General features: G+C 38.8%; 6 protein-coding genes. All 6 read right to left on the bottom strand.

From position 1 onward, the window contains the following. Positions 1-1,063 precede the first annotated feature (1,063 nt). The 6 genes from MXE38_RS10480 to MXE38_RS10455 all read right to left on the bottom strand — a co-directional run bounded on the left by MXE38_RS10480 (position 1,064) and on the right by MXE38_RS10455 (position 12,649). A complete protein-coding gene (locus MXE38_RS10480; RefSeq protein WP_246914527.1) occupies positions 1,064-2,071 on the bottom strand; it encodes a hypothetical protein in 1,008 nt (335 codons plus the stop codon). Positions 2,072-2,393: 322 nt separating this feature from the next. Beyond that, on the bottom strand, positions 2,394-4,088 hold the full coding sequence (gene asnB / locus MXE38_RS10475; protein ID WP_246914525.1) for an asparagine synthase B: 1,695 nt from the start codon (positions 4,086-4,088) through the stop codon (positions 2,394-2,396). 1,435 nt (positions 4,089-5,523) lie between these two features. After that, positions 5,524-5,829: a hypothetical protein gene (locus MXE38_RS10470; protein WP_246914523.1), complete on the bottom strand. Its 306-nt coding sequence runs from the start codon at positions 5,827-5,829 to the stop codon at positions 5,524-5,526. Positions 5,830-6,281: 452 nt separating this feature from the next. Continuing rightward, entirely contained in the window at positions 6,282-8,369 is a 2,088-nt protein-coding gene (locus MXE38_RS10465) for an AraC family transcriptional regulator (protein WP_246914521.1), read from the bottom strand. A gap of 1,015 nt (positions 8,370-9,384) precedes the next feature. After that, complete coding sequence (locus MXE38_RS10460; protein ID WP_246914519.1) at positions 9,385-9,792, bottom strand: hypothetical protein; 408 nt, start codon at positions 9,790-9,792, stop codon at positions 9,385-9,387. A 1,246-nt stretch (positions 9,793-11,038) separates the two neighbouring features. Then, the gene (locus tag MXE38_RS10455; RefSeq protein ID WP_246914517.1) at positions 11,039-12,649 is read right to left on the bottom strand and encodes a methyl-accepting chemotaxis protein; all 1,611 of its coding nucleotides are present in this window, start codon (positions 12,647-12,649) and stop codon (positions 11,039-11,041) included. Between the last annotated feature and the right edge of the window lie 4,721 nt (positions 12,650-17,370).

Genomic DNA, 17,370 nt, shown 5'->3' with positions numbered 1-17,370 from the left:
ACTAAGAGTAGGATATTTATTTAAAGTATTTATTTAAATAAATTAACTAATTAGCAAGAGGTGATTTTGGTAAGATAATAAAATTTTTAGTGATTTGTTAAAAATGCCCAAGCTGCATAATACTTGTGAAACTGCCGTAAATAAGGGAAATATTAGCGTTAAACTTTTATTAAGAGAAAGTTAATATTTTGCTAATTTTTGCGGCGTTAATCCAAAAAATATAAAAAAGTTACAAAAAAAGGCTTTTAGTTTTGCTCCTTTTAAGTCACAATATAGAGGCGTTGATTAGTTATTCTAATTTACGCGAAAGTACAAGGATTTTGGTGCTAGTACGCTGTGCGTTGCTAGCACTTTTTAAACTGATTTTGCTATGTATCCTTGCTACTGTAGTTGTTTGCTTTAGCAAAAACTAATTATGATATATTCTTCTATATATAGCTCTATACCGTTAGAGCATTTACAAACAAACGTAATACGTAAAATACGTCTACTAGCTTAATTAATTATTGAATACAAACATATTAAGCTGTTAGCAAAAATATATAAGACTAACAGACAAACATGCAAAAAGACCCCTTATTTAGGGGCCTTTTTGTTGGAAAAACTTTTACTAACAAAATTAGCTAGCACTATCACTTACTCATCAAACACATACCAAAGCGCAATCTTATATACCCAATTAGGTGCTTGGTATTAGGAACTTATCGGCCCTCTTAAGCAAAAAAACAACTTAGCTTCACCTAAGAAATAGCCTCCTTAATAAGCTCAGACCTTGCCTCAAGACTATATCCAAAGCACGCCAAATCTAAACCCGAGCATGCTATAGGCATAGCCATGCTATAGCCATGCTATGGCTATGGCCATAGCATGTCCATGGCTGGACGTTGGCTATGGCCCAGGCCAAGGGCAAGGCCCTGGCAAGGCATTAACAGATGCGGGGCCATAATATAGCATGGGGCATGCTGCTCTGGTGTTAAGCTTAGCGAGCTGTAAAACTTTGGTTTCATTTGATAGCTTGCTGATTCTTAGCACAAGAAAAAAGCCTGGTGCTTGCATCAAGAGCCTAGAGCTTAGTGTTCAAGCTTGCAAGCAACTGCACAAAGCGTTGGTGTTCGCTAGCACTTTCATCTTTGCTTAAGCGACGGCTGCTGTAGTAGTCCTCTTGTAAAGCCAATGAAAGGTCAAGATCTGGGTAAATTGCTTTGAGCTTGATAAAAGCAGGCTCTAGTTCTTTTACTGATAGCTCTGAGACAAAGGTCAGCTTATCGCTAAAATGAGCAGCTAAAGCTAGCATCATAGTAGCGGCCATAATGCGTGACTCTACTTTGTTGCCAAAGTGTTTTACTAGGTGAAGCTTACTTTTAATTTCACTATAGTCTGGGAAGAAGAAATTACCATCAGTAAAGCTAAAATCAATAGCTCTCTCACCAGCACGTAAAAAGCGTACTGTTAGTTCTTGAGCATATTCTTGCCAGGTACTATTCATAGGAACAGCTAATAACAGCTTCCAGCCAGGCGCAATAGCTTTAAGGGCAAATTCCTCATCAAACTCGTTGATATAAACACCAATAGTAGAGGCTATTAGGGCTGCCTGTTCATAATCTTGAGCGCTTAAATAGCCTAATAAGCATTGAGTAGTAGGGAGAAACTTTTCTTCAATCACATCATAGCAGTCAAAGCTATCATCTGAGGCGTGTTTAAGAAGCTTTAAGCTAACGCTAAAGCCATGCTCTTTAAGTAGGGCTTGTAGGGCATTAAAGTTTAAATCAAGGTACTTTTCTATTCTAACTTTAGAATCAGCAGTAACCTCTTTAGGAGGGATTTGTACAATATGCTCATTAAAGATCCCAGTAGCTTGTAACTTCTCTAAGCACTGGTTAAAGATTTGAATATTGATACCTAAATGGAGAGCCATTTGGTAATTATGACGTGCAGGACAATAGCTAGGCTCTTTTGAGCGTGTCATCCAAAAGAGTAGGGCTGACATTACTAAAGGAGCTTGCTCATCAATAGCAGTTAAGCAGTTTAGCTGGGGATAAAAAGGAATACGCACCAAGCCCTGTTTTGCCATTTACAAACCTCGCACAAAAAACCAATACAGATAAAAGCAGCATGCCATATTAGCACACCGCACTAGGGTGCACCAATACTGCCACTACAAAAGACATGGTTTTAACAAATAGCAACCAAAGCTTAGCTTCCAGATTAAGCTGCAAGCTCGGAACTAGGCTTATCTAGGCGCTTAGAAAGGTTTAGGGGCAAAAATTAAAAGCCACCGCTAAGGTATAAACTTAGCTTATCTAAGCTCTACCTTGGTGGTGGCAATTAAGGTTTAGAGTATGGAGGCTCTAAACATAATGTTTAATTTTGATTGCTAGCTTTGGAGCTTACAATTAGAGCTTGTGACCCATTTCGTAAGCTTGGTCATGCACGTCAGTAACTGCACGGCCAGATGGATCAGCCATGTTCTTGAACTTCTCATCCCATGCAATAGCAGTAGGAGTAGAGCAAGCAACAGACTTACCATAAGGAACGGTCTTAACAGCTGATGGAAGCTTAAAGAGCTCCTCGAAGATTTCACGATATAAGTAAGCTTCCTTAGTGACTGGAGTATTTACTGGGAAGCGATCTTCACGCTGAGCAAACTTGCGATCAGATACGTGCTCTTCAGCATAGTCACGTAAAGCATCAATCCAAGAGTAGCCTACACCATCAGAGAATTGCTCTTTTTGTCTCCATAAGATCTCCTCAGGTAACATACCCTCAAAGGCCTCACGTAATACCTTCTTCTCAATGGTCTTGCCTGGGCACATCTTGTCCTCAGGGTTTAAACGCATGGCTACGTCTAAGAACTTCTTATCTAAGAATGGTACACGACCCTCAACACCCCAAGCCATTAATGACTTGTTAGCACGTAAGCAATCGTATAAGTGTAATTGAGAGAGCTTGCGAACTAATTCCTCGTGGAACTCTTGAGCGTTAGGAGCCTTGTGGAAGTATAAGTAACCACCAAAGATCTCATCAGAACCCTCACCAGAGAGAACCATCTTAATGCCCATAGCCTTAATGTAACGAGCCATTAAGTACATTGGGGTAGAAGCACGAATAGTAGTTACGTCGTAGGTTTCGATCTGGTAAATAACATCACGAAGTGCATCTAAACCTTCTTGAACAGTGTAGTGAATTTCGTGGTGAACAGTACCTAAGTAGTCAGCAACTACACGAGCCTTCTTAAGATCTGGAGCACCCTCAAGACCAATAGCAAAAGAGTGGAGACGTGGGTACCATGCCTCTGACTTGCCACCGTCCTCTACACGACGCTCGGAGAAGAGCTTAGCAATAGCAGAGATAACAGAAGAATCAAGACCGCCAGATAAGAGCACACCATATGGAACGTCGCACATAAGCTGACGCTTAACGCTGTCCATTAAAGCTTCCTTTAATTCGCTAACGGAAGTGGTGTTGTTCTTAACATTGTCATACTCCATCCAATCACGCTTGTAATATGGGTGGAACTCAAGATCCTGCTTAGAGTAGAGGTAGTGTCCTGGAGGGAACTCTTTAACAGTATCACATACTGGAGTAAGAGCCTTCATCTCAGATGCTACATAGAAACGGCCTTCCTTATCGGAGCCAATGTAGCATGGAACAATACCCATATGGTCACGAGCGATAAAGTAGGTGTCATCATTTGCATCGTAAATAGTGAAAGCAAAGTCACCAACTAAACGATCTAAGAAGATTTCACCAGTCTTTTTGAACTCTTGGTAAAGAGGAAGTAATACTTCGCAGTCAGAGCCAGTCTTGAAATTGTAAGGCTCTTTGAGCTCGCTCTTGAGCTGTACGTGATTATAGATTTCACCGTTAGCAGCTAAGACCTGGGTCTTGTCATCATTATATAAAGGCTGAGCACCATTACCTGGATCAACAATGGATAAACGCTCGTGCACGACAATAGCGTGCTCGCCTTGGTAAATACCTTCCCAATCAGGGCCACGGTGAAGCTGTAGACGTGAAAGTTCTAGAGCTTTGTTACGTAGTGCCTGTGGGTTGTCTTTAATATCGAAGATGCCAAAAATAGAACACATGAGTTAACTTACATTCCAAGTTGATTAGAGGTCTAAGGGGGCAAGGATTAGTGGTAATTTTGTCCCTTGTAGCCTCACAGCTGCTGATACCATGCAGCCTTTTTAGCTACATGAACAATATACGAGCTATTTAATTAGCCCCCGAGCCTCACAAAAATGTTCAAGGCCTAAACAATCATCTAGACAGCTTATTATTCAAAGTTATGAGCAGCACCTCATAAAAAGAGTAGTACTACCTAGTACACAGCATGTAGAGATTGTATTGAAAGTGCGTTAATTGTAGCTTAATTGCTTATTGTGGGCAATTAACACTATTTATATTGGTGCACTAAAATAGTACACAAATTTAATCAGGTCAATAAAAAATCATCAATATGAACTACAGCAAATAGCTATATCATTAATAAAATAGCTTTTTTATCATGAATAAGGAGATTTACTTAATTTTAAATTTGGAAAAAATATTTTTACTGCTAAAGACAAAACTTAATATAGCTCGCAATTTTTATGTATCTTTTTAGAGCAAAATAAAAATTTGGCCTCGCAACAAAAATAGCTCGTGCACCAGCATGAGCCCAATTTTTTCTACCAAAGATACCATTTTGCAAAAAATTAGTAACAAGCCCTCCCATTCCCACCTCTGGCAATCTTACAAAAAGAAGCACTCCATCAGATGTACCTTAACTAACTAACTAACTAACTAACTAACTAACACCATCTATCTGAGCCTCTGAGTAAGCAAGTAAGCAAGCAAGCAAGAAAGAAAGAAAAGCAAACATACAAGAAAGCAGGTCAGCTAGTGAGCATGCAACATTGAGAGCTTGCTTGTTAATATACAAAGAGCCTGATTTTTGCCTTTTACCTGCTAGTGCTTTTACACCTGCAATATTAAAAGACTAGCATTTCATAGTCAGGGTTCTTTTCAAGTTAGCGCTCATGAAAACCATTATTTAATCATTGATGGCTTAAGGACAAGTTGAACTATGGGGACTGAGGCAAGGGCAAACTATCGTGCAAAATTACTAACAACTAAAGTTTAGCTTACTAACGGTAGTACATACTCATTATTAGAGAAAGTAGTGTACATAAGGAGCTGCTTCTTTAGATGCTTGAACTTAGGAGCAAATTACTAGGACGTGAATCAATAGAGGGGATAAACTAAGTAAGTGTGGTCTTGAAAAGAGGCAAGTTGCACATAATTGCCCAAAAATATTAGGCTGTAGTAGGGAGTCTGTAGCGTAGGCTTGCGTGGGCAAAAGCATAAGCATAAGCAAAATACTAAGCCTTTAAAGGTGGCAGAGCACAAGTAGCAGACAGAGCACAAGTAAAAGACTCGTGTTCTATAGTTAGGGCTAGTTTTATGGCTAGGGCCAGTCCTGTGATGATTGGGGGTAGGGACTGGCCTAAAGCTTTAACTTTGCTGTGAAGGCAAAATTTAGTATTTGCCCATAGATCTTAGATAGTCAATCAGCTCGTTAGAGGAATTTTCAAGCTCATTTACTATTTTGCAAGCTTCTTGATGGCGCTCGTCTTCGTAGTGCTCCATAGTATCTAACATATCATGCAATTCACCTAAAGAGTTATCTACCTGCATGATAATGCCTTTAATAGCTTTAACTCGTACTTCGATTATTTCTTCTGAAACATCGCTGTCTTTATCCTTAGCAGCAATCATCTTGGCTAAGGTCTCATTAAGCTTGATTAAGCCTTCTAAGATTTGATCACGGTTTTGTGGATACATAGAGATATCTCTTAATAAACGAGAAACAACAAACTTTAAGATGCCTTAAAGCAACTATATTCTAATTACTACAAACTATTGTGCAAAGCGCTTTGTATTGAATTTTTGATTAGTGGCTTATTTATGCAAGTCATAGCAGAGCACTTAAAGTGCTCATTTTCTCTAAATTAGCACCTAAACGCATTAGAGTCTTTAGGATGGTATGGTGGTGAGCTGAGCTGGGCTAAACTGGGCTGAGCCGTGATGAGCCAAGATGAGAGGAGATGGGCTTGGTTGGGCCAGGCTGGGCTAAGCTTAGAGTAGGTAAGCTTATTATGGCGGTGAGCTGAGGTTATGGAGGGCGTGATTGCAAGATGGAGTTGAGAGGTATAGGAGAGGTAAGGGTAAGTTACCTCTCCTGTTAGGCTAAAAAACGTGAGTTTAGCTGGGGTTAAAGCTTTGATGGCTTGGGCTTAATCACGGATAGAGCGATCTTGATCTACAGGGCTTGGCTCTGGGATGGAGTCAGTATTGCTCTTGACGTGAATGGCCTTGGCCTTAGGGATAGTGCTAGGGTTTTGGCCAAAGTAGCCCTTAAAGGTGCGTGAGAAGTGAGAGTAGTTGTTAAAACCAGCCTCAACTGCGGCACGATATGGATCCATGCCCACACTAATTAAGTAGCGTGCTCTGGTTAGTCGCTTTTTAACAATAAATTGGTGTAAAGAAAGTCCAGTTAGTTCTTTAAAACGACGGGTAAGATAGAACTTACTTAAGTTAAAGCGTTGTGAAATTTCATCTAAGCTTAAGTTTTCATTGATATTAAGATTAATAAACTTAAGTAGAGCACTAAGCTTTAAGCGCTCAGAAAGCTTGAGGTTAAGATGCATTTCATCATCGTCTACAGGCACGCTAAACCCTGGCATAGCACCATCCCTTAATAATGGAGCTGGGGTCTCTCCCTCTCCTTGCATAATAAGAGTTTGGAAATCGTGTCCTGAACGTTCACGAGTAGCACTAGGCTGGCACTTGCCCTTACTACCTTTACTGCCTCTAGAAGAAGCGGCAATTTCTTGCTCACATGTTTTAAGCTTGTAAACTTTTTTAGTAGCGTCATAGTTATTAGCATTAGTTTGCATGGCACGACTGCTATTACCATATTCCTCGTCTTCAATTAAGGAATCGGTAAAGACATCATTAAATGAGCTTTCAGGGCTGTTATCCAGCTCAGGGTCAGGATCAAATAAAGAGACATCTGGCATAGCCTCATTCTGGTCCGTGAAATAGGAGGCAAAAGATACTAATTTGGAGCTAGTATCCAAGCAAGATAATAAGAGCTCATTATAGTAAGCATGTTTGGCACAATTCTTTGAATGAGGGCACAGTGAAATATAACCATAAGGTACTACTTTTTCGCAGCGACCTGTGCTGGCAATATTAGGAGGTAAGATAGCCTGATTTTCCTCATTAAAGTCATGGGCTTGAGTGAGATTTTTAGGATCTACAGTGTAATTATGGGCAAGTTGGCCCTGCTCATGTGGTGGGTTTACATGAGTAAACTGGTAGATTTCATCATGGGTGTTATTACCGTTAGCACTGGCACTTGGGCTTGGGCTAGTAGCGCTTAAGGAGCTAAAACCAATAGTATTGCCTACTCCATGAGAGGACACTTGATGGTCTGGGGATGCATTATTATTAACCATTGCAATCATGTCATTCATGGACTGCACAGCTGCAAACTTAGGAGTATGGTTTTGAATTTGACTACCATCTTGGTTTAGCTGATTAAAAATAGCCTCATGACCTGGGGCATGAGCGTTTTGTAAATCAAGATTGGCACTGTTGCTAGCTGTTGCCTGCTCACGGCCATTAATCTTAAGCTCTAAGGCATCTTGCAAAGAGTTGGAATTGTTAGCATTCTGATTGTAAATAGCAGCAAAGTCCTTAGAGGTAATACTAATGGAGTGGTTGCTTACGTGAGATGAGGCAGCGCTAATAGTAGGGATTTCTTCGCCATTTTGTTGGCGATGCACAATTTGATTAAGCTTAGTTAAGATAATGGCAAAATAGCTTTCTGAGAGTACTTCATCAGAGGGAGTTTTTGACCAAAAGCTTTCAAATAAATTCGATAAATCATGCTGTAACTCTGAAAAGGTAGCATCATCTAAGTGAATAATGTTGTTATTGTCAGAGTTTAATTGTAAGAAGCAATATTGAGGGTCAAGCTTAGGGAAGCGCTTGGCAAGGCGTTGCATGTATTTAGGATGGATCCATAAAGCATAGCGCTCATAGCCCTTAGAGTGATAAATCATGCCATGATGGAATTGCAATTCATCAATTAAGATCACATCACCATGGGATAAGTGATAAGGGCGGCCTTCTACCTCATAGAAAAAGTCACCGTCAACCACAAAGATAATTTCATAAAAGGCGTGATGGTGAGGACAAATAGCAACATCCTCGCTTGGATTAGGATCAAGATGTTTGTAGCATTCAAAACGATTGTTTTGCATTAGCTCACGATAGCGTCTGCTGGTAAAAGCTGCTTTATTCGCTTTTCGCATCTTTCTTCCCTCATCTAAACTTGTGATATTTCAACCCTAAAGAATTTAGACACGGATCATCTATAGAAATGGTATTTACTAAAAAAATAAACACTAACTAAGCCTAATAGGGAGTAGGACAAGTGCTAGTCCCTAAAGATAAATTGATAGTTGTTCTAGTAGGATGAAACCTTAGCAAATCTAAAACAATGTGTCAGCTTTCAAGAGTAAGTACTATTAACTTTAATAGGCCTTAGGCTACAAAACTTACTTTGCTATAGTGTCTGCATCTAATATTTTGTGAGCTGCTAGTGCTAAACCAATGATTCTTTATCTAGAGTAGCTTAGCTTAGAGTAGCCTAGCTCACTATCCAAATAGATAACTATACTAGCACGCTTAGGGGCATTGTGCTATTAATAAAAATATTTTAACGAAGTACATCCCCTCTTATTAGCAAGTGCCCCTCTACAGAGCAAAACCAATCACGGCACAGTTTAGCAACGCCACAATAGCAACAACATAACCAAATCACCCTAGTCAATAAATAGTTAGAACAGGGAGCGAAACAGGTCAATAAAGGCCAAATTCTGCAAATACAGAACCTACCAGAGCAAGCATGGCTGGCTTACTGTAGCCTTCATGGCAAGCTAGCAAAAAATAACAGTAGAGCAGGCTGGATAGAGTATGAATGGCGGAGGTTGCTAGGAAGTAATACACAGCTTATTGCAGTGCAGAGTATATAAAGCGCATGGTAGTGTATAGCGCACAGATGGATATAGCGCAGGATAATTTACAGCGCACATCTTGGTATAGGGCAGTATTGTGCAGGGCACAAGAGGTCAAAAATTAGCTAAGAGCTATAGAGTAGAGCCAAAATGAATGGAACAGGGCACGGCTGTTCTATGTAAAGCCAGATAAGGCTAATAGAGGCTAAAGGAACTAAGTAGTAAGGTAAGGTAAGGTAAGGTAAAGGGACTGGTCATCCAAGAAAAAATTTTGGATGACCATGTCCTATAAATTGTTCTCTCAGGCAGATTAGATTGTGAATCCATCTGGGAAGATCACAGCATTATCGGTGCTTACGTGATAAATACCCACCCCATGTTTAGCTGCTAAATCATGAATTAGCTTATCGGCATTGTGAGCCTGAGACCAGGCAAAAGCAGCATAAATAATTTGAGGGGCAATAGAGTAGTCGGTAAGACAGCTTTCTAAATCGGGATTGGCTTGCAATGCTGTGCTATCTACCGCATCAGGGCCATTTAAAGAGGGATAACTCTTGATGAGTTCTTTGTAAAAACTTTGTAGAGCTGGAGTCGCATGAGTATAGTCGTTGTAGTCTAGATCACCTTCCCATTGGGTTAAAGTGTTAAACCAATTGTCAAAGCCAACACGCTCACGAGGGGCGCTATTAGCATCAAACAACATGACATCATAGCTCATAAGGACTCCTAGTTTGCTAAGCAAACAACACAACAAATACTCTTAACTACTGTGCTAAATTGAAAATTGATGCTTTTGCACTACGCAAGCGTTTGTAAAAAGATCAATATAATTGCCATCTTGGATGGAAACAATTCATTAATTAACTAAGTAATAGTGTTTGAGTTCATATTAAAAGCACTCAACCACAAAACGTTAGATGATGTAATTAAGCATAGATATATTAGCGCTTAATAATGGCAAAATGTTGTGACTATGATATCAGTTTTGGAAAATTATTCCATTTAAATTTAAGTACTTTTGTGTAGGTAACAAATACGATGTTTATCGCATCAAATAAAAAATAAAAGTCATAAAGGAAGTTGTTGCTTACTTATATTTAAATACCTTAATAAATATAAAATAAAAATTCTCTCCACATTACGCAATCGTTTTAAATCGTATCATCTATAAGCGCAGCTCAAGCAACTAACTCATATACCTAAGCAAATTGACCAATACATAGCTTACTAAAACCAAAGCCAATTAAGCGCAATAAACCAATAGTTCATCCTCTATCTCAAGATTTAGTTAATCAAGGGAAGAGATTAAAGCATAAGCCAAAAATAAAACCTTACTACTACAGACCATAGGCCTTGCTTAGCAAAAGCTCACATCAAGACAGGCAAACAAGCAATACCAGCCTCCTAAGAGCAATAATCAACCTAAAGATATGCTCTTACTCAGTTGCTTGGCTATGACAGTAGGGATTAGCCTTTTAGGCAAGCTTTGAGTCTGAATGAAGGAATATGTACTTAAAGGCATGATCTGGGAGGGCGGAGCAGCATGGAGCATAGCACAATGCGGCATAGCACAAGGCGGCGTGGCTCATGACACAAGGCAGCAAGGAGCATAGCACAAGGCGGCATGGCTCATTACGCATGGCATATGACACAAGGCAGCATGGAGCATAGCACCAGGCGGCAAGGTTCATGATGGATGGCATATGACACAAGGCAGCATGGAGCATAGCACAAGGCGGCATGGCTCATGACGCATGGCATATGGCATATGGCACAAGGCAGCATGGTGCTTGGCTTATGGCGGTAAAGTGGCCAGCAGGGTGGATGGTTTGTAAGGTCGTTGAGAGGTATAAAAGTAAAAAAGCCACTGTCGAACTTGGAGGGCCAAGGAAAGACAGCGGCTTCTTTTAATTGGTTTGTTCTTGTTTTTCATAGTTAGCCAATGCTAACACCAGAACAAACTACTAAATCTTAAAGAACTTGAGATTATCTAATAAGGTATCAATGCGCTGGGCAGTAGATACGGAAATTTCACGAGCATTGTGAGCGAGTGAAGATACCTGTGAAGAGGCATGAGTAATACGCTGCATGTTGTTAGAAATCTCAGTTGAGGTTGAAGTCTGTTGCTCAGCTGCGGTAGCAATCTGAGTAATCTGAGAGTTAACCTCATTAACAAAGTTAAGAGCGTTGGATAAGGTCTCTTGTACGTGAGAGGTATTAGAAGCAACATTAGACATGTTATCTAAGTTAGCCTGCATAGCCTCGGTTGCACGAGTGGTTTCAGTTTGGATGCGATCAACCATGCCACGGATCTCTTGGGTAGAGGAGGTGGTACGAGTTGCAAGAGCACGAACTTCATCAGCTACCACAGCAAAGCCACGACCTGCCTCACCAGCACGAGCAGCCTCAATAGCAGCGTTTAATGCAAGTAAGTTAGTCTGAGCGGCAATCTCATCAATGGTGCCAACAATAGAACCAATCTTTTGGGCTTGGTCTACCAGAGTTTGAATAGTAGAAGCATTGTGCTTCATCTTCTCATATTGCTCTAAGATGGAGTTAGCTGAGTTGTTAACACTCTCCATACCTTGGTGGGTAAGAGAAGAGGAGTCTTGTGAAGACTTAGCAGCATCAGCACAGTTCTTAGCAATATCAGCAGTGGTAGCAACCATCTCATCAGAGGAGGCAGCAACAGTAATAGCCTGGCTCTCAGTGTCAGTCATAGCATCGCAAATATCAGAAGATGACTTCTCTACATTCTTCATAGAAACTTGAATATCTTCTGAAAGCTCAACTACGTGAGAAAGGGTCTTACGTAACTTGCTTGCCATTTGCTTCATAGAGTCATTTAACTCACCAAATTCATCGGAGGTTGAATCCTTGAAGTGGTAGGTAAACTCACCATCTGAAAGGGCAGAGGCAGCATCACATTGTTGCTTAATAGCTTTTTGAATGTAAGATGCGATACTAAAGGAAATAATGAGAGATAAGATAATCTGGCCTATAGTTAAAGCAATAACCATCATTAAAGTTGTGGTCTGAATTAAGTCTTGAGAGATGGTCTCAACATACTCAAGGCGGTAGCCAGTAATTTTATCTACGTGCTCCTTCATATTAGAAGTAAGAGGAGCAATAACATTTAAGTAAACCTCTAAGGCCTCGTAAGGACGGTGAGATTTAATTAAAGAGGTAATGTCATTGTTGTAGATTTGAACATACTCTTGTTGATGCTCTTTAAGCTCAGCTAAGTCAGCTTGAATTTCTGGCTCTGGGTTAACAGCATTAACAGCATTGGTAAGATCTGAGAGCGCACTTTCTAAAGAACGCTTATTAGCGTCGGTTTGGTTGTTTGGAGTTAAGTAACGAATCATTGATTCGTTAGCTGTTTCCAAAGTCTGAGAAACACGAGCTGCTACACGATAGTTGTCAGAGATTTTATCTTGCAACACAGCAGCAATATTGATGGAGCTGTAAATTGCCTTAATGGATAGACCTGACACTATGCATGACAGGAGCAAAATGACAGAAAAGCAAATAAGCAGCTTTGTTTTAATAGAAGAGGATGCAAAAAAGCTCATAGTAAGTGACTAACCAATTTTCCTACTTTAGCTACTAAGCACTAGCATTAGCTAATGGATAGATAAAGTAAAAAGAAGTTGCAAAATAAAACGACCTCAAACGAATCATCGTTTTTAAGATCTTACAAAATAACCAAGCTAAAAATAGCTTGAACCCATGCTGTTGCATAAACAGAGCTTAATTTATTAAGCAATTGTTAAGCCAGCAAAATCGTTATAGCACCCCTTTTTAAAGGTACTTTAAAAATTCTGTGTTCTAGCCCCTTTAACTTAGGGCTAGTCGTCCTTATTAGTATGATTATTCCTAGGTAATTTAAAAACAATGATACAAGGACTTAATCTCAAGATTTAATATTTTAACCTAGATATAAACAATAATACTCAACAATAATACTCAACAATGATAATCAAAAGCAAAAAAATAAAAGCTGTATATTGATGCTAACAATATAGAACTTTCTTGTCTCTCCTAAAGTAATGCTAAATTACTGCTTACTATTAAATCATTGTTTAAAAAATTCAAAAGCAGCTAAACACCCAAAAATTGGATATTTCTGCTGTGCTGTTGGTATTGTTCTTTCCTGAAACTATATGACAACAGATAAAACTACGGCGTTTCTCAAAGCTATTGACTTTGACAATCGAAAAGCAAAGCAACTTAGCCAGACGTATTAAAAGACCAACTAGTATGCTAGTTTTCAGTCTAAAAATACTTTTGTGTTACACCGTAAGTTAGAAGTAGATTTAATCAGACCAGACAGACGGGACTTAAGATCTAACAACAACAAAAATCTTTAACTTGCTTGCCCAGGTCTATAAATACTGAAAAAGACTCCTAATTTGACTTTCGATGGTTTATTTAGTAACAAATTTGCACCTAATTTGAACATCGAAAGTTTTGATTGAGGAAAATTTTATCACAAAAGTTTGGTTAATAATAGCTAAAAAGACCAATTAGTCAAGGTAAAAATCTCATAATTATGGTAAGAAAAACATAAGGTTAAATCAAAATTAGTTGATTGAATCTAAAAATTTTGAGATCTTTGTCATTATGTTGGAGGTAAGTCTTTGTAAATAGCTTATTTAACCTAGTGTTAACACTATCGTTAGCAATATGGTTAATAAGCAATAATTGAGTTAAGCTTGAAAGAAATTTTTCACTTGCATATCGCTATCAATAAGGCTTTCAACTAATAAAGGTAGATGAGGTCTTATTACGGTGGTTTTGCACCAATATGGCGCTAATGCCATCAAAAACAAGAATCTCACTCCACATAAAATTATACTTAATCAAGATTTATTGATTCTCCCTCAAATTACACTATAGCTTCTATACTAGTACTTTAGTGCAACTTTCATCATTAACCTATAGAAGTGCAGCAATATTCCGCAATTAAAAATTGGTTGACAAAAGCACAAAAGTTTGCGCCTGAATATTGTTCTTAAGCAATCACAAATACTGATCATGTCCCCTCTACCACTAAAAATCACTCTCCTATCAAAGTGGCAACTATGTACTTATTTAGCTATTAAAGAGCGAGCTAAACGTAGTCACCCTAAAACAAACAGACTACAAGCAAGCTCCCTTAACCAGTCTCAGCCCTTAGCAAAGAGCTCATAAGCACCCTCAAGCATGATTACAGCAGAACCAATCCCACCACAATCCAAGCTTCCCCTTATCTTGGCAAGCCACACTGTAGGCTCATAGCCAAAGTTAAGCTTCGTTGCATCGTTGAAGCTCAAACTTCATTACCAAACTAAAGCCTTTAATGAGAGCTTTAGCAAAGTAAAGGCTCATAGACCTGGCAAATCACTGCTTTAGAGTCCCAGTAAAAGCTTGGCCTCATTACCCTGGTGAGCCATGAATTAGAGCTTTAGTAAAGTAAAGGCTCATATACCTGGTAAAACACTGCTTTATAGTCCCAGTAAAAGCTCAGGCTCATTACTCTGGTGAGCCATGAATTAGAGCTTTAGCAAAGTAAAGGCTCATATGCCTTGCAAAACACTGCTTTAGAGTCCCAGTAAAAGCTTGGCTTCATTACCCTGGTAAAGCCATGAATTAGAGCTTTAGCAAAGTAAAGGTCATATAACTTGCAAAATACTGCTTTATAGTCCCAGTAAAAGCTTGGCTTCATTACCCTGGTAAAGCCACGAATTAGAGCTTTAGCAAAGTAAAGGTCATATATCTCGCAAAACACTGCTTTAGAGTCCCAGTAAAAGCCTGGCTTCATTACCCTGGTAAAGCCATGAATTAGAGCTTTAGCAAAGTAAAGGTCATATACCTTGCAAAACTCTGCTTTTGTGTACTAGTAAAAGCTTAGGCTTATTACCCTGGTAAAGCCGTGAATTAGAGCTTTAGCAAAGTAAAGGTCATATACCTTGCAAAATACTGCTTTAGAGTCCCAGTAAAAGCCTGGCTTCATTAACCTGGTAAAGCCATGAATTAGAGCTTTAGCAAAGTAAAGGTTCATATACCTGGCTAAACTCTGCTTTTGTGCCCTAGTATAAGCTTGGCTTCATTACTCTGGTGAGCCATGAATTAGAGCTTTAGCAAAGTAAAGGTCATATGCCTTGCAAAATACTGCTTTAGAGTCCTAGTAAAAGATTAGCCTCTTTACTATAGTAAAGGTCTTGATTGGGGCTAGGGCAAACCTTAGCTTCTGTGCCGTGGCTATGGCTCTATGGCTAGCTTTGCGCTTAGGCGTGCGTGTAAAGCAGGTAGGAAATTAGTTCTACTAAGCTGTATTGGTGGGTGGGCAGCAAAGGGCATAGCAAAAACGATTATTTAAGTGCTCCTTAGGTGATGTTGCTTTTGCTTTTGCTGTTGCTGACGTTGAGCTGGTAATAGAGCTGGCTCGGGAGCTTTGGGCTCAAGTGCTATGGTGCAAGCGGGGCTCGGATTAGGACTTGCGCTTTAGCTTTATTGAGTAAAAGGCAATAGTAGGGCGTTGTGCATCATGGGAGTGATGAACAAGCTTTGGTGTGAGTGGTGTGTGTTAAAAAAAAGCGGTATGGACACTTGTAAGTAGCAAAAGCTGCTTACAAGTGTCAGACGGGGATTCCTTAACATATGTTTGATTGGTTAAGAGCTGTAGCTAATAAATAAGCTTCATTCTCTTAAAATAGTGGCTAACTTAGGAGAGAGTAAACGGTAGAAATTACAAAACTATTGCCAGAGGTCGTATTTGCTGTGAAGCTCTGAGCTTTAGTCTTGCTCTCTTAAGTGCCATTGTTTAAACAATTAGATCATCAACACTACAGTCTAATGGCTATATGACTTAGTAATTGAGTCTAAAGCAAAAAACTTAAAATTACTCTGTTTGTTAGGCAGTTGACAAGCAGAGCATAATAACAATTAAATAAAAGTCAGTAAGTTAAACACGCTTTTCTTTTTTAAGGCTGCATGTGATTGAACCTTAATAAGATAGCTCAAAGCGCTTAAAAGTGCCTAAAAGCACTACTTCCTTAAATTTGTTTGATTGTTACATTATTTTAAATAGTAGCCCAAAATGGTAAAAAGACTGAATAGAGCGCCAAAAGCCCTTAGAGGGATAGTTATTGCTATCTGTTCAGCCTTTGCATCTTGTTTTAATAGTAAGTAGTGTGGCGCTTGTGGCTACGATGGATATCTACCGTGCCCCGTCATGAGTCTTCTAAATAATAAGACATATTGCTATGTCCTTATTTAGGCACTGCCACTAAGTTGGAAAACGACTAAACTTAGTATACATACTAAATTGCCTACTTAAAAAAGTAGAGCCTATACTATCTCTCCAAGCTAACCACGATCTTAAACAATAATTTTGAATTAGTGCGGTAATCCCGCCTGAGTCAATCTAATTGTCTTATTGAGCTAAATCGAAGTACATCTTAATAAGAGACTTGGTATTAAGTCTCTAAAAGTGAAGTTAAAAAATAGTAATCCCCACTATTTTAAAGTTTTGCTGTTATCGGTAATCTCTAGATAAAAAAGAGAAAGATAACTAAAGAAAACTTATTCACTTCTCGGGTGTAAATAATACTGTTTTCTGTATTTTGTTCAATAGTTTAATTTTCAAAAGTTGCTTTTTGCATTAGGTCTTTATAAGTAAATAATGGTTAAAAAGCTGAAAAGCTCCGATTGAATAAGCTTTTTAAAAAATGGTTTTTAGCATATCAATACATATTAAAAAATTGATAATTCTTATCAAAAATCAAATATGCGCTGTTTTAGTGCATGGGTACGTATTTTTGTAATTGGAATAATAAACACATGAGCATCAATATGTATAAGTAAGATGCTTGATAGCTAGTACTAAAATTCAGTTTGGGGTAAAAGCTTGAATGTTTGCCAAAGCAAGTAAAAGTTACCTTAAGCTAATAGGCTTTAATTTAATGTTCATAGGTATGAATGCAAAATCTTGCCATGCTATTTAGCATAATTAATACCAATAAGCAGGCACTTGCCTCAATAGGGTGCACAAAAACTGGCTATCACAAGCCACTTGCTATAACTAGGAGCGAGCTATACTCTCTAATAGCGCTGTCTTTGCTAAATAACTTTTTGATAATAAAGTTTTATAGCCTCTACCTTAGAGCACACCACATGAAACATCATATCGACCGACATTAAGCGCTGGTTGAACAAAATGTGGCAAAATCTTGTAAAAACACCATCGACAAAACTACACTATATTAACCTTTATGCAAAGTAAATATGTGATATAAGTCACATATAGTTT

It is taken from the genome of Anaerobiospirillum sp. NML120448 (genome assembly GCF_023050945.1).
Lineage (GTDB): Bacteria > Pseudomonadota > Gammaproteobacteria > Enterobacterales > Succinivibrionaceae > Anaerobiospirillum.
The sequence above is the reverse complement of the archived record's forward strand: the minus strand, read 5'-3'. Positions and strand labels throughout refer to the sequence as shown.

Coding starts and splice junctions, on each gene's coding strand:
- MXE38_RS10480 (WP_246914527.1), bottom strand. CDS start 2,071: ATGGCAAAACAGGGCTTGGTGCGTATTCCTTTTTATCCCCAGCTAAAC.
- asnB (WP_246914525.1), bottom strand. CDS start 4,088: ATGTGTTCTATTTTTGGCATCTTCGATATTAAAGACAACCCACAGGCA.
- MXE38_RS10470 (WP_246914523.1), bottom strand. CDS start 5,829: ATGTATCCACAAAACCGTGATCAAATCTTAGAAGGCTTAATCAAGCTT.
- MXE38_RS10465 (WP_246914521.1), bottom strand. CDS start 8,369: ATGCGAAAAGCGAATAAAGCAGCTTTTACCAGCAGACGCTATCGTGAG.
- MXE38_RS10460 (WP_246914519.1), bottom strand. CDS start 9,792: ATGAGCTATGATGTCATGTTGTTTGATGCTAATAGCGCCCCTCGTGAG.
- MXE38_RS10455 (WP_246914517.1), bottom strand. CDS start 12,649: ATGAGCTTTTTTGCATCCTCTTCTATTAAAACAAAGCTGCTTATTTGC.